This is a genomic window from Sinisalibacter lacisalsi (assembly GCF_014640115.1).
GTDB lineage: Bacteria > Pseudomonadota > Alphaproteobacteria > Rhodobacterales > Rhodobacteraceae > Sinisalibacter > Sinisalibacter lacisalsi.
Window position 1 is genome coordinate 373,424 of record NZ_BMGI01000003.1, and the last position, 12,176, is coordinate 385,599.

General features: G+C 63.9%; 15 protein-coding genes and 1 pseudogene. 9 read left to right on the forward strand and 7 right to left on the reverse strand.

The genetic code is table 11. The features are described 5' to 3' along the window. Positions 1 to 293: 293 nt before the first annotated feature. Positions 294 to 476, forward strand: a complete 183-nt coding sequence (locus tag IEW01_RS11270) for a hypothetical protein (protein WP_229738211.1) — start codon at positions 294 to 296, stop codon at positions 474 to 476. 30 nt (positions 477 to 506) lie between these two features. Here IEW01_RS11270 and IEW01_RS11275 read toward each other — a convergent pair whose 3' ends face one another. Next, positions 507 to 1,295, reverse strand: coding sequence for an enoyl-ACP reductase FabI (locus tag IEW01_RS11275; RefSeq protein WP_188527729.1), 789 nt, complete (start codon positions 1,293 to 1,295; stop codon positions 507 to 509). Between the two features lie 5 nt (positions 1,296 to 1,300). Continuing rightward, on the reverse strand, positions 1,301 to 2,530 hold the full coding sequence (gene fabB, locus IEW01_RS11280) for a beta-ketoacyl-ACP synthase I (protein WP_188527730.1): 1,230 nt from the start codon (positions 2,528 to 2,530) through the stop codon (positions 1,301 to 1,303). A 244-nt stretch (positions 2,531 to 2,774) separates the two neighbouring features. Here fabB and IEW01_RS11285 point away from each other — a divergent pair, with 244 nt between their 5' ends. Next, positions 2,775 to 3,467, forward strand: coding sequence for a DUF3800 domain-containing protein (locus tag IEW01_RS11285; RefSeq protein WP_188527731.1), 693 nt, complete (start codon positions 2,775 to 2,777; stop codon positions 3,465 to 3,467). Between the two features lie 149 nt (positions 3,468 to 3,616). On the opposite strand, the pseudogene IEW01_RS11290 reads toward IEW01_RS11285, so the two are convergent. Beyond that, positions 3,617 to 3,729, reverse strand: a pseudogene (locus IEW01_RS11290) (beta-hydroxydecanoyl-ACP dehydratase); the annotation flags it as partial. A 45-nt stretch (positions 3,730 to 3,774) separates the two neighbouring features. On the opposite strand from IEW01_RS11290, the gene IEW01_RS11295 reads away from it, so the two are divergent. Beyond that, positions 3,775 to 4,458 (forward strand): CPBP family intramembrane glutamic endopeptidase, encoded by a 684-nt coding sequence (locus tag IEW01_RS11295; protein WP_229738212.1) that lies wholly within the window; start codon positions 3,775 to 3,777, stop codon positions 4,456 to 4,458. 65 nt (positions 4,459 to 4,523) lie between these two features. On the opposite strand, the gene fabA is transcribed toward IEW01_RS11295, so the two are convergent. Then, positions 4,524 to 5,033, reverse strand: coding sequence for a bifunctional 3-hydroxydecanoyl-ACP dehydratase/trans-2-decenoyl-ACP isomerase (gene fabA / locus IEW01_RS11300; RefSeq protein WP_188527732.1), 510 nt, complete (start codon positions 5,031 to 5,033; stop codon positions 4,524 to 4,526). 177 nt (positions 5,034 to 5,210) lie between these two features. Here fabA and irrA point away from each other — a divergent pair, with 177 nt between their 5' ends. Further along, positions 5,211 to 5,624: an iron response transcriptional regulator IrrA gene (gene irrA, locus IEW01_RS11305; protein ID WP_188527978.1), complete on the forward strand. Its 414-nt coding sequence runs from the start codon at positions 5,211 to 5,213 to the stop codon at positions 5,622 to 5,624. 69 nt (positions 5,625 to 5,693) lie between these two features. Here irrA and IEW01_RS11310 read toward each other — a convergent pair whose 3' ends face one another. After that, on the reverse strand, positions 5,694 to 6,122 hold the full coding sequence (locus IEW01_RS11310; protein ID WP_188527733.1) for an FKBP-type peptidyl-prolyl cis-trans isomerase: 429 nt from the start codon (positions 6,120 to 6,122) through the stop codon (positions 5,694 to 5,696). A gap of 240 nt (positions 6,123 to 6,362) precedes the next feature. Here IEW01_RS11310 and IEW01_RS11315 point away from each other — a divergent pair, with 240 nt between their 5' ends. Next, positions 6,363 to 6,836 carry a hypothetical protein gene (locus tag IEW01_RS11315; RefSeq protein ID WP_188527734.1) on the forward strand — a complete coding sequence of 158 codons (474 nt, stop codon included), beginning with the start codon at positions 6,363 to 6,365 and terminating at the stop codon, positions 6,834 to 6,836. A gap of 132 nt (positions 6,837 to 6,968) precedes the next feature. Here IEW01_RS11315 and IEW01_RS11320 read toward each other — a convergent pair whose 3' ends face one another. Next, a complete protein-coding gene (locus tag IEW01_RS11320; RefSeq protein WP_188527735.1) occupies positions 6,969 to 7,337 on the reverse strand; it encodes a DUF4168 domain-containing protein in 369 nt (122 codons plus the stop codon). A gap of 198 nt (positions 7,338 to 7,535) precedes the next feature. After that, the gene (locus IEW01_RS11325; RefSeq protein ID WP_188527736.1) at positions 7,536 to 8,402 is read right to left on the reverse strand and encodes a hypothetical protein; all 867 of its coding nucleotides are present in this window, start codon (positions 8,400 to 8,402) and stop codon (positions 7,536 to 7,538) included. Positions 8,403 to 8,526: 124 nt separating this feature from the next. On the opposite strand from IEW01_RS11325, the gene miaB reads away from it, so the two are divergent. The 4 genes from miaB (at position 8,527) to IEW01_RS11345 (ending at position 12,128) form a co-directional block, all read left to right on the forward strand. Beyond that, the gene (miaB, locus tag IEW01_RS11330; protein WP_188527737.1) at positions 8,527 to 9,846 is read left to right on the forward strand and encodes a tRNA (N6-isopentenyl adenosine(37)-C2)-methylthiotransferase MiaB; all 1,320 of its coding nucleotides are present in this window, start codon (positions 8,527 to 8,529) and stop codon (positions 9,844 to 9,846) included. A 266-nt stretch (positions 9,847 to 10,112) separates the two neighbouring features. Continuing rightward, positions 10,113 to 10,625, forward strand: coding sequence for an OmpA family protein (locus IEW01_RS11335; RefSeq protein WP_229738213.1), 513 nt, complete (start codon positions 10,113 to 10,115; stop codon positions 10,623 to 10,625). Next, positions 10,622 to 10,954 carry a hypothetical protein gene (locus IEW01_RS11340; RefSeq protein WP_188527739.1) on the forward strand — a complete coding sequence of 111 codons (333 nt, stop codon included), beginning with the start codon at positions 10,622 to 10,624 and terminating at the stop codon, positions 10,952 to 10,954. The genes IEW01_RS11335 and IEW01_RS11340 overlap by 4 nt, the downstream gene beginning before the upstream one ends. A 166-nt stretch (positions 10,955 to 11,120) precedes the next feature. Continuing rightward, positions 11,121 to 12,128 carry a PhoH family protein gene (locus IEW01_RS11345; protein ID WP_188527740.1) on the forward strand — a complete coding sequence of 336 codons (1,008 nt, stop codon included), beginning with the start codon at positions 11,121 to 11,123 and terminating at the stop codon, positions 12,126 to 12,128. Positions 12,129 to 12,176 lie beyond the last annotated feature (48 nt).

Consider the following 12,176-nt stretch of genomic DNA (forward strand, 5'->3'; position numbering starts at 1 on the left):
CACAGGGGGCGGCGCGGAGAGATGAAACTCGGAAGGATCAACGCGCCGCCCGTGGGTTTCATGTGCCGAAAAGATGGCGGAGGAACAAGTATTGTGGCGGAAAAAGTCTGTTTCCGTGTGTTCCCGGCGTCTTCATTTCGCGGCGATGGCGCTGGTCATTCCGCGCCGGCGCCGTCAGGATGCGGCGTGCGCGCAGGTGCAAAAAAGAGGCGTGACGCAAGGGCGCATGGCGCGCGGCGGGGCCGCGTGGTCGGATCGGAAAAAACGAAAGCGGAGGCAATCAGGTGCGGATTTTGGCGTTTGTGATCGGTGCGGGGCTGATCGTTCTGGGGGGCATTGCCTTTGCCGGCGCGATGGAATTGTGGCGGGCCGAGGCGAGCCTCGAAGCCCTGGCGCAGGGCTTTCTCGTGCCCGTGTCGCTCATCCTGGTTGGCGGCTTCGTGATCTGGATGGGACTGCGGGGGCGCGGCGAATAAAACCGCGCCGCGCCCGCTTCGGTGCAAACCTCAGATGTTTTCCGATTGCGGCATTCCGAGCACGTGGAAGCCCGAATCCACCGTGATGATCTCGCCGGTGGTGCAATTTCCGTAGTCCGAGGCGAGGTAGGCCGCCGTGCCGCCGATCGCCTCGAGCGTGGCGTTGTGGCGCAGGGGGGCGTTGGCCTCGGTGTGGCGGTAGGTCTTGCGCGCGCCGCCGATGGCGGCACCTGCGAGCGTTTTCATCGGGCCGGGGCTGATCGCGTTCACCCGGATGCCGTCGGGGCCGAGATCGTTGGCGAGGTAGCGCACGCTGGCCTCCAGCGCCGCCTTGGCCACGCCCATGACGTTGTAGAACGGCGTAACCCGGTTCGAGCCGCCGTAGGTCATGGTAAGCATGGTGCCGCCCTCGGTCATCTTCTCGCGGGCGCGTCGGGCGACTTCGATGAAGGAATAGCACGAGATATCGAGCGAGGTCTTGAAGTTCTGGCGGCTGGTGTCGATGAACCGCCCGGTCAACTCGGTCTTGTCGGAATAGGCGATGGCGTGGACGAGGATGTCGATCCGGTCCCAGCGATCCCAGAGCGCGGCGAAGCCGGCGTCGAGGGCTGCGTCGTCGGTCACGTCCATGTCGACGAGCAGATCGCAGCCGACCGAGGCCGCGAGCGGTTCGACCCGTTTGCCGAAGGCGTCGCCCTGGTAGGAAAACGCCAGTTCCGCGCCCTCTTCGGCGAAGGTCTTCGCTACGCCCCACGCGATCGAGCGTTCATTCGCCACGCCCATGATCAGCGCGCGCTTCCCGGTCAACAGATTCGCCATCGGCGTTACTCCTTGAACTTCGACAGAAGCATCGAGCCGTTGGTGCCGCCGAACCCGAAACTGTTGGTCATCACCGTGTCGAGCCCGGCGTTTTCCACCAAGGTGGTGGCGATTTCGCCCGGGCTGATCGCCGGGTCAAGGGTTTCGACGTTGATCGAGGGGGCGATGAAATCGTCTCGAAGCATCAGCAGGCAGTAGATCGCCTCCTGCGCCCCGGTGGCGCCCTGGCTGTGGCCGGTCATCGACTTGGTGGAGCTGATCGGCGGGGTGGTGCCTTCGCCGAACACCCGGCGCACCGCTTCCACTTCGCCGACATCTCCCACCGGCGTCGATGTGCCGTGGGCGTTGATGTAGGTCACTTTCCGGCCTTCGGGCAGGGTGGCCAGCGCCAGCCGCATCGCCCGCTCGCCGCCCTCGCCGGAGGGGGCGACCATGTCGTGCCCGTCGGAGGTGGCGGCGAAGCCGGTGACCTCGGCGTAGATCTTCGCACCCCGCGCTTGCGCGTGTTCGAGGCTTTCGAGCACCACCATGCCGCCGCCGCCGCCGATCACGAAGCCGTCGCGGTCGGCGTCGAAGGCGCGGCTCGCCTTCTCGGGAGTGTCGTTGAATTTCGAGCTCATCGCGCCCATCGCGTCGAACAGGCACGACAGCGTCCAGTCGAGTTCCTCGCCGCCGCCGGCGAACATCACGTCCTGCTTGCCCATCATGATCTGTTCGGCGGCGCTGCCGATGCAGTGCAGCGAGGTGGAGCAGGCGGAGGTGATCGAGTAGTTGATGCCCTTGATCTTGAAGGCCGTCGCAAGGTTGGCGCTGATCGTGGACCCCATGCACTTCGGGACCGCGAAGGGGCCGATGCGCTTGGTGGCGCCGGTTTCGAGCACGCTCTGGTGGGCGGCGAACATCGCGGAGGTGGACGGCCCGCCGGAGCCCGCGATCAGCCCGGTGCGCGGGTTCGAGATCAGCGCCTCGTCAAGCCCGGCATCGGCGATGGCCTGCTGCATCGAGATATGGGCGTAGGCCGCGCCCGGCCCCATGAAGCGCAAGGCCCGCTTGTCGACATGCGCCTTGATGTCGATATCCGGCGCCCCGGCAACCTGGCTGCGAAAGCCTCGCTCGGCCATGTCGGCGTTGGCGGTGATGCCGGATTTGCCCGCCTTGAGGCTTGCAAGCACCTCCTCGGCGGAATTGCCGATGGCGGAGACGATCCCCAACCCGGTAACGACGACGCGACGCATGGCGTTCTCCCTGTTTTGGCTGGGATCGTGTGTAGTGCAGGCGGGCGGGGCGGGGCAAGGGGGGAGGGGCGAAGGGGAAGGAATGTGGAATTGGCTCGTTCCCGTGCGTGTTAGATCACGTCAAACGGTAAGCGTCATTCGACCTCCAATGGTACCAAGTATTATGGCGGACTTGGCTTGCATTGTCGAAAAGCGGCTGAGGTAGTATGTGGGAGCCGCATTAATCACTTCAACCAAGAGGTGCATGACCCAATTGCCCGCCCGCGCCCTACCCACGCTCTACGTTTTTCTTGATGAAGGTGGGAACTTCGATTTCTCGCCGTCCGGGACTAAGTATTTCACGCTGTCTGGCGTGAGTTTGTTTCGTCCCTTCAAGCTCCATACAACCTTGGACACTTACAAGTACGACCTGATTGAGCACAGGATCAAACCTCGCATTGAAATGGAGTATTTTCACTGTGCGGACGACAACAGGCATGTCCGAAATCGTGTGTTTTCGATGCTTGCTGCGTCGATTCCTCCAGATTCAGTTGACTCTGTTATAGTTGAGAAATGCAAAACAGGACCTGCGCTCCAAGTCCCTGAAAAGTTCTACCCACGGATGTTAGGGTATTTGCTCAGGTTTGCGGTAGGTAAGGTCGCTGGAGGTGTCGGGGAGGTGATTGTTGTGACGGACAGTATCCCGGTAGCAAAAAAGCGGAGGGCAGTTGAAAAGGCGGTGAAAACCGTGTTGGCCAGCATGCTCTCACATGGAGTTCCGTATCGAGTGATGCACCACGCTTCGCGCTCGCATTATGGGTTGCAGGTCGCAGACTATCTGAATTGGGCGGTTTTTCGAAAGTGGGAGCTTGGAGATGACTCGGCTCACTCGATCGTCGCAGCGCAGTTCCGCAGTGAGTTCGACATCTTCAGAAGTGGCGTGCGGCGCTATTACTGAGTAATTCGACCCCTCCGACTACCGTTTCCGGAGAACCCCTTGGGTTCTTGTCATCGGAGGGGAACCTTTACAAACCAAAATAGCGATGAAAACGTTAATTTCAAGCTAAGAAGTTGAGTTGCCATCGCGCCCGACTCTGATGCCCCCCCTCAACTCTCGCTCAACGCCACCTTCATGTCCATGACCGCGTAGATCACCTCGCCGTTGGCTTCGAAAACGCCATCCGCCCCCCGATCGCCAGCCTGTGGGTTTGAGTCACCTTGAACCCGGGGCGCGTCGGCACGAGATTGAGTTCGGTCGGCCGGGCATGGGGAGTATGCTGGTGGTGAGCGAAACCGTCGTTTCCAGAGATCTGCCGCGTCGGCGGCTCTGGGCCGAGTTCCTCGGCTTCTTCCTTGTCTTGCCGGTTTCCGTGGCGGTTTTGCTGCCGGCGACCGCGATGTTCCCGGTCCTGTTTTTCTCGACGATGATCGGGATCGTGCTTCTGCACCTCACGCCCGGTTTTCGCTGGCGCGACCTGTTGCGCGGTTGGCACGGGATCGACTGGCGGGCGGTGGCGGTATTCGCGCTCATCGCAACGGCGGTGTCTCTCGCCGTGCTCCTGGCAATGCGGCCAGAGGCTTTCCTGATGGTGTTTCGTCTCGATCCCTGGCTGTGGCTGGCGATCATGGTATTCTACCCCCTCGTCTCGGCCTTGCCGCAGGAGATCGTGTTCCGGCCGCTGTTCTTCCGTCGCTACGGGGCGATCCTGCCGCCGGCGCGGGCCGCGCTGGTGCTCAATGCCGCGTTCTTCTCGCTGGCTCACCTGCTCTACTGGAACTGGATCGTCGCGACGATGACCTTCGCCGGCGGGCTGGTGTTCGCATGGGCCTACGAGGAGCGGCGCTCGTTCCCGATGGCGGTGATCCTGCACGCAATCGCGGGCAATATCCTGTTCACCGTGGGGATGGGCGTGTTCTTCTACAGCGGCAACGTCGTGCGGCCATTCTGAGTGGGGTCAAAAGACCATGCTGCACAATCGGGGAACGGCCTTGCGGTCGTGATGTTCGGAGCGCCTCAGCCCTCCGACAGCGCCACTTTCATATCCTTGACCACGTAGATCACCTCGCCGTCGGCTTCGACGACGCCATCGGCCACGCCCATCGTCAGACGCCGCGTCTGGATCGCCTTGGTGAAGTCGACGTAGTAGGTGAGCATCTTGCGGTCGGGGCGCACCATGCCGGTGAGCTTCACTTCGCCCACGCCGAGCGCGTAGCCGCGCCCCTGCCAGCCGCGCCAGCCGAGGTTGAAGCCGGTGAGCTGCCACAGCCCATCGAGGCCGAGGCAGCCGGGCATGATCGGGTTGCCGGGGAAGTGGCAGTCGAAGAACCACAGGTCTGGCGTGATGTCGAACTCGGCCACCACGTGGCCCTTGCCGTGCTTGCCGCCGTCGCCGGAGATGTCGGTGATCCGGTCCATCATCAGCATCGGCGGCGCGGGAAGCTGGGCATTGCCGGGGCCGAACAGCTCGCCGGCGGCGCATTTCAGAAGGTCTTCCTTGGTGAAACTCGTCGGATAATCCGCCATCTGGCCCCCGCCTGCCTCTGTGCTGCCTGGTTGTCGGCATCCTCTAGCACCCGGGCCTCGGCGCTGGCAAGAGCAGGGCCCGGCCCGGGGGCGGCGTGGACTTGAAATTATTTGAAACCGCAACGAGTTTACGTTTATACTGCAATGTCAGAACGCGAACGGGGTTTCACCATGTCGATGACCGAAGCGAAACAGACCGGGGCCAGGTGGCTCGAGAGCGGCGGCGTGCGGCCGACACGTCAGCGCGTGACGCTGGCCAAGCTTCTCGTGGGCGACGGGCAGCACCGCCACGTGACCGCCGAAAGCCTGTTCGACGCGGCGCGTTCCAGCGGTGAGCGGGTGTCGCTCGCCACCGTCTACAACACGTTGCGCGCCTTCTCCGACGCCGGGCTTCTGCGCGAGATCACGGTGAACGGCTCGAAGAGCTATTTCGACACCAACACCACCAACCACGCCCACTTCTACTGCGGCGACAACGACGCCCTGTCGGATGCCGACGCGGGCGAGGTGCGGGTGAGCAATCTGCCCGAGCCGCCCGAGGGCACCGAGATCGACCGGGTCGACGTGGTCATCCGCCTGCGCAAGGTGTGATCCGCGTCCCACGGAATTGAAAAAGGCCGCGCCCGGGAGCGCGGCCTTTTCGTTTTCTGCCGTTTTGGCTCAGGCGATCGAGACCAGTTCCACCTCGAAGACGAGATCTTCGCCCGCCAGCTGGTGGTTGGCGTCGAGCGTCATCGTGGTGTCGGACACGGCGGCAACGCGCACCGGCATCTCCTGCCCGTCTTCACCGCGCATCGCCAGCATGATTCCCTCTTCGCGCGGGATATCGGCCGGGAGCTGATCGAGCGGCACTTCGAGAACGCGGTCGTCATGGCGCGGGCCATAGGCCTCCATCATGTTGATCTCCACGCGCTTCTGGTCGCCCACGGCCATGCCGGGCATGGCCGAGTCGAGTCCGGGGATGATCTGGCCCGACCCGACGGTGAATTCGAGCGGCTCGCGGCCCTCGGATGTGTCGAACACGGTGCCGTCGGTCAGCGTGCCCTTGTAATGAATACGGACGGTATCGCCCTCTTTGACTTGGGACATGGTAAATCTCTCTGGTGGGGAAGGTGAGTTTGGCAAGGCCGCGAGGGGCGGGTGCTTGCGGGGTTTGACCCAATGTGGGGGCTTGAGGCCGGGATGTAAAGACGGGGCCGGCCGGCCCCGGGGGGCCGTGTTGCAGCCGCGCCGCGGGCGGGTGCGCCCGAAGCCGGATTCCGCCGATGCGCGCCGTTGGCTGTGATGGTTCGGTTGCGCTTTGGATATCCGGCCAATAAGTGTTTTGCCATGACAGCCATGATTTGCACCCCCGCCCCCATCGCCGCCTTTCGTCCCACGATGACATGGCGCAAGCCGGCGTTGCCCGGATTGGCCGGCCTGCGCGCGCATCTGCGATCCGCGCTGCTCGTCGCCTTCCTTGTTCTCGCCGCGAGCCTCGCGGCGTTGGCAGAGGAGGGGTTGCAGGAATGGATGCCTGAAGGTCTCGAACTTCCGGCCGACATGGAAATTCTGTCCGAACGGTCGATCGGCTCGTCGATCAGGATGTTCTCGTTCAGCACCGCGCGCGATGGCGAGGAACTTCTGGCCGAGTGGGAAGTGGCGCTGCAGGAAGCGGGCTACCGGATCACCCAGTCGCGAGACGACATTCTCGGCAAATCGATCGAGTTTTCGGGCAATGACCTTCTGAATGCCAAGATACTGGTTGCCGCGCAAAGCGACAGCGAGCTTTCGGTCATCGAATTCGACGCCACGCTGCGCTGATATCCGAGAAAAATTTGTGAAGGCTGGTCCGCCCCAAAGCGGCAAGAGCCCTGCGCCGGACTCCTTGGGAGAGCTTATGCGCCCCGCGCACCCGTGGCGCGGAGCGCAAACCCGTTCAGTAGGTCATCGAACTCACTGGTTGAGTTTTTCGAGGATCCGGGTGTTCAGGTCCGGATCTGCCTGGGCGATGGTGATGATTTCAACGTAGCGGTCGACGTCGATGCCCGGGGTCTGCTCCACCGCGTCGGTCTGCTCGACCAGTGCTTCCTGACGCAGTTCATCCTGTTGCCCCGGGTCTGCGGCCTCGGCGATCTCGGGGGCATATTGCTGCTCGATCGCGATCACGCGCTGATAGGCCACCACGAAGGCGTCGATCTCGTCGCCGGTCACCTCTGCTGCGGAGGGCGCGGCCTCCTGCGCCTGCGCCGGGATCGCGAAAGGCGTCGCGGCGCCGATCAGGCCGGCAAGGGTCAACGCGTAAAGATTCTTGGGGAATTTCATGAGGTACTCCATGGTATTGCGGTTTCGACCGCGCGGCGTTTCCCGCGGTCGCCCCGACGATATGGACTCACCCTGGCGAAGCCAAACAGGTGCGCGAAAACTTGCTGGGAAGGCGGCAATGCCGGCAGAGAACCGCTTTCGCCGCCTCTCGGGCGCTGACCGGATGTCACCTGCGCCGCAACGGCGGGGTTGACGCGATCAGAACCACTGCCCCGGTTCCATCAGCCCGAGGTCAAGCAACTGCTGCGAGGTCCATTCGAACGGCACGGAATTGTGCCATTTGAAGGTAGGGATCGAGAAGGTGCTGCCCGCATTCGTCTTCAACGCCTTGGCGGTGCGGAAGCTGACGATGGCGACGGTGATGTTGTTGTGCCAGGGGCAGGCGTAGGTGTTGTATTCTTCGTCGTTGAAGGTGTGATCGGGCCTGAGCCGGAGCCCCGGCTTGGCGCGGAACAGCGCGATCCGGTCGATCTTGCGCCGATCCTTGGGGATATGTTCCTCGTAGCGCCAGCGCAGCCCACCGAAGAAATCGAGTTGGCGCGCCCGGTCGTGGCCGGTTTCGGGGTCTTTGCGGCCCAGGGCGTAGTAGCCCGACTTGTCCATCCAGGTGTTGTCGAGCGAAACGGCATTCGGGTAGCGGGCGAGGTCGTCGGCATAGATGTCGACCACGTAGGCCAGCATCGCGTCGCGGCGCTCCTCGGTATGGAAGGTGAGCATCTCGCCGACCTTGCGGCTCTCACAGAACGGGTGGAACAGGTATTCGGTGTTATAGCAGTAGTAGAGCCAGATCCCCGGCGCCGCCTCGATCACGGCGTTCACGGCGGTTTCCAGCGCGTGATCCTCGGCCATGGAGTAGTCAACGCGGTGGATCCCCTCTTCCAGCGCGGGCGGCAGATCGAGCGCCTCGGGGGCGAAAACGACGAGCGCCTTGAACCCGGCGATCTGGTGGTAGCGGATGGTGCTTTCGACCTCGACGAGATCCTCCACCATGATCAGCGCCACCGGCCCCTTGGCGAGCGCCGCATCACCGCGGGCGACGAAATCTTTCAGTGATGAATACCGCATGCCTGCCTCTGCCCGTCGGGGCTCCGGACGGGAATCTCCCCCATCGCGCGGCGCAATGCAACCGTTGCGGGCGAGCGCCGCTTGCGGTAGGAACCCGGCCTGATCCTGAACCGGGGCGCGCGACATGGCCGATACGAAAAAGCTCTTCATCCGCACCTATGGCTGCCAGATGAACGTCTACGACAGCGAGCGCATGGCCGAGGCGCTCGGGGCCGAAGGCTACGAGGAGGTGGCGAGCCCGGAAGAGGCCGACATGATCCTGCTCAACACCTGCCATATCCGCGAGAAGGCGGCCGAGAAGGTTTATTCCGAGCTTGGCCGCTACAAGGATCTGAAAGCCGCAAAGCCTGATCTGAAGATCGGCGTGGCCGGCTGCGTGGCGCAGGCCGAGGGCGAGGAGATCATCGCCCGCCAGCCGATGGTCGATCTCGTGGTCGGGCCGCAGACCTATCACCGCCTGCCCGACATGGTGGCCAAGGCGGCGCGCGGCGAGAAGGTCGTCGACACCGATTTCCCAGCCGAGGACAAGTTCGAGGAATTGAAGGCGCGGCCGCAGGCCAGGCGCGGGCCCACCGCTTTCCTCACCGTTCAGGAGGGCTGCGACAAGTTCTGCGCCTTCTGCGTGGTGCCCTACACGCGGGGCGCAGAGGTGAGCCGGCCGGCTGATCGCATCCTGCGCGAGGCGCGCGAGCTGGTGGAGAAGGGCGTGGGCGAGATCACCCTCCTGGGCCAGAACGTCAACGCCTATCACGGAAACGGGGAGGGCGGGGTTTGGAGCCTCGCGCGGCTGATCCGGGCGCTGGCGGAGATCGACGGGCTGGAGCGCATCCGCTTCACCACATCGCACCCGAACGACATGAGCGACGACCTGATCGCGGCGCATGGCGAGATCGACAAGCTGATGCCCTACCTTCACCTGCCGGTGCAATCGGGCTCCGACCGCATCCTCAAGCGGATGAACCGCCAGCACACGGCGGAGGAATACCTGCGGCTGATCGAACGCATCCGTGCCGCCCGCCCCGATATCCTGATCTCGGGCGATTTCATCGTCGGCTTCCCGGAAGAGACGGCGGCGGATTTCGAGGCGACGATGGACCTGATCCGGGCGGTGAATTATGGGCAGGCGTTCAGCTTCAAATACAGCCCCCGCCCCGGCACGCCAGCCGCCGAGCGCACGCAGGTGGACCCGGGCGAGGCCTCGGAGCGTTTGCAGCGGCTCCAGGCGCTGATCAATGACCAGGCGGCCGCGATCATGCAGGACATGGTCGGGCGCGAGGTTGGCGTGCTGTTCGAAAAGCCGGGGCGGATGCCGGGGCAGATGGTCGGCAAATCGGATTACCTGCACGCGGTGCACGTGAGCGCCGAGGGCATCGCGCCGGGCGACCTGCGCCGGGTCAGAATCACCGGCGCCGGCCCGAACTCGCTTTCGGGCGCGCTGGCCTGATTCGTCGCGGCAGGCCGGGCGTGCGCCGGACGGCCCGACTTATCCACAGTTTATTCACATCTGGGATACAGATTGTTTCCGCTTTGGCGACGCGAACGCGGGCGTTACCATTTACAGCGGCTTTCCCTTCGGGCTAACCTCTCACGGATAAAGCACTTTGTCGCGAATTACGCGGCTGTATTGGGGGATATAGCGTGCCAAACCGATTTTACTCGAGTCTCAGAACGACTGCGCTTGCCGTGGTTCTGGGCATTTCTTCCGTTGCCTTGTCGGGAACAGCTGCCAGCGCCCAGCAAGAGGTGACCGTCACCGGCAAGATCAACTGGGGCCTCTGGGTCGATCCCGATGGCTGCATGCACTGGTGGGCCGATGGCGGCCTCGAAGGCTACATGACGCCGCGTCGCGATCCGAAAACCGGCCAGCACATGTGCCTTGAGCGCAATACCTGCGCGGTGCCCAACACCGATGTGCTCTTCGCCACCGACAGCCATCAGCTCACGTCCACGGGCCGCCAGTGGCTGCAACAGTTCTTCACCTCCGCCGGGGCCTTTGCCTATGCCGTCTACGGCCATACCGACAGCCGCGCCTCGGACGAATACAACATGCGCCTGTCGCAGCGCCGGGCCGATGCCGTTGCCGGTGTGGCCCGTTCCACCGGCGCGGTGGTCGACCGGGTCGCCGGTTTCGGCGAGCGCCGCCCGATCGCCCCGAATGACTCGGCTGCAAACATGCAGAAGAACCGCCGCGTTGAAATCGTTTGCTACAGGTACCCGCAATGACCAGGAAACTCGTTCTTCTCGCGCTGATCGCGCCCATCGCCGTCGCCGGTTGCCAGTCGACCACCTATGACGGCGGCGCGCCGAAGCTCATCGCCACCAATACCGACCGGACCTTCGGCGACCAGCCCGGTCCGCGTGACGGCCAGGCCGCGGTGGCCGTCACCCCGGATGGCTGCGAAGCCTGGATCGTCGACGAGGGCGTCGAGGGCTACGCCTCGACCCGCTCCGACCCGCGCTCGGGCCTGCCGCGCTGCTCCAGCGAGATCCCGCCGGGATCGGTGATTGGCGATCACCGGGTGTCGAGTGACTTCCCGGATTACCTGCCCTGATCGGCAGGAACACGAAAGCGATTGCGCGCATGCGCAGAAACTGGCCGCGGGGCATCACCCGCGGCCAAAAATGTATCAGGACAATGAAATCGGAACACAACATCTTGCGTGAGGCTGGGGTGGTGTGCACCATCGACCTACTGGCACCCAGTTCACGGAGACAGATTTGGGCATTGATGCGTTGAGCACCCCGCCGAGACCCGAAGACAGCCACGAAACCCTGCTGGAGTTTCCCGACAACCGACTGCTCATCGACCTTTGCGGCCAGTTCGACCGGAACCTTGCCCAGATCGAACACCAGCTCGAGGTGCAGATCCTGCGCCGCGGCAACCAGTTGGCGATCCACGGCGAGGTTGCCGCCAGGGCGCGCGCGGCCGAGGTGCTGGCGGCGCTCTACACCCGCCTGGAGACCGGGCGGGCGATCGAGGCGGGCGATATCGACGGCGAGATCAGGCTGGGCGGCGAAAGCGAGGCGCCGGTCGGCGGGCAGATGGAGCTGTTCAAGGGTGGCCGCGTCGAGATCAAGACCCGCAAGAAGCTTGTCGAGCCCCGCACCGCGGCGCAGGCCGCTTACGTAAAAAACCTGTTCAAGCACGAACTGGCCTTCGGCATCGGTCCCGCGGGCACCGGGAAAACCTACCTCGCCGTGGCGGTGGGGGTGAACCTGTTCATCGGCGGCCATGTCGACCGGATCATTCTCAGCCGCCCGGCGGTGGAAGCCGGCGAAAAGCTCGGCTACCTGCCCGGTGACATGAAGGAAAAGGTCGATCCCTATATGCAGCCGCTCTACGACGCGCTGAACGATTTCCTGCCCGGCAAGCAGGTGGCCAAGCTGATCGAGGAAAAGCGCATCGAGATCGCGCCGCTCGCCTTCATGCGCGGGCGCACGCTGTCAAATGCCTTCGTGGTGCTCGACGAGGCGCAGAACGCCACCACGATGCAGATGAAGATGTTCCTCACCCGCCTCGGTGAAGGCAGCCGCATGGTGGTGACGGGCGACCGCAGCCAGGTTGACCTGCCGCGCGGCGTGGCCTCGGGGCTGCGCGACGCGGAAACGCTGCTCAAGGGGATCGACGATATCAGCTTCAATTATTTCACCGCGAAAGACGTGGTGCGCCATCCGCTTGTAGCCAAGATCATCGAGGCGTATGACGCGGCGGACCAGCAGGGCTGACTTCCGGCCGCGCAAATGGCGAAAAGGCTGGCCGGGGCGCTGCCGCGT

Excerpts from the sequence above, each read along its gene's own strand:
- IEW01_RS11310 (WP_188527733.1), bottom strand. The coding sequence starts at position 6,122 with ATGTCCCAAGTCAAAGAGGGCGATACCGTCCGTATTCATTACAAGGGC.
- fabA (WP_188527732.1), bottom strand. The coding sequence starts at position 5,033 with ATGGCGGATTATCCGACGAGTTTCACCAAGGAAGACCTTCTGAAATGC.
- irrA (WP_188527978.1), top strand. The coding sequence starts at position 5,211 with ATGACCGAAGCGAAACAGACCGGGGCCAGGTGGCTCGAGAGCGGCGGC.
- miaB (WP_188527737.1), top strand. The coding sequence starts at position 8,527 with ATGGCCGATACGAAAAAGCTCTTCATCCGCACCTATGGCTGCCAGATG.
- IEW01_RS11325 (WP_188527736.1), bottom strand. The coding sequence starts at position 8,402 with ATGCGGTATTCATCACTGAAAGATTTCGTCGCCCGCGGTGATGCGGCG.
- IEW01_RS11315 (WP_188527734.1), top strand. The coding sequence starts at position 6,363 with ATGACAGCCATGATTTGCACCCCCGCCCCCATCGCCGCCTTTCGTCCC.
- IEW01_RS11275 (WP_188527729.1), bottom strand. The coding sequence starts at position 1,295 with ATGGCGAATCTGTTGACCGGGAAGCGCGCGCTGATCATGGGCGTGGCG.
- IEW01_RS11340 (WP_188527739.1), top strand. The coding sequence starts at position 10,622 with ATGACCAGGAAACTCGTTCTTCTCGCGCTGATCGCGCCCATCGCCGTC.
- IEW01_RS11295 (WP_229738212.1), top strand. The coding sequence starts at position 3,775 with ATGGGGAGTATGCTGGTGGTGAGCGAAACCGTCGTTTCCAGAGATCTG.
- IEW01_RS11320 (WP_188527735.1), bottom strand. The coding sequence starts at position 7,337 with ATGAAATTCCCCAAGAATCTTTACGCGTTGACCCTTGCCGGCCTGATC.
- IEW01_RS11285 (WP_188527731.1), top strand. The coding sequence starts at position 2,775 with ATGACCCAATTGCCCGCCCGCGCCCTACCCACGCTCTACGTTTTTCTT.
- fabB (WP_188527730.1), bottom strand. The coding sequence starts at position 2,530 with ATGCGTCGCGTCGTCGTTACCGGGTTGGGGATCGTCTCCGCCATCGGC.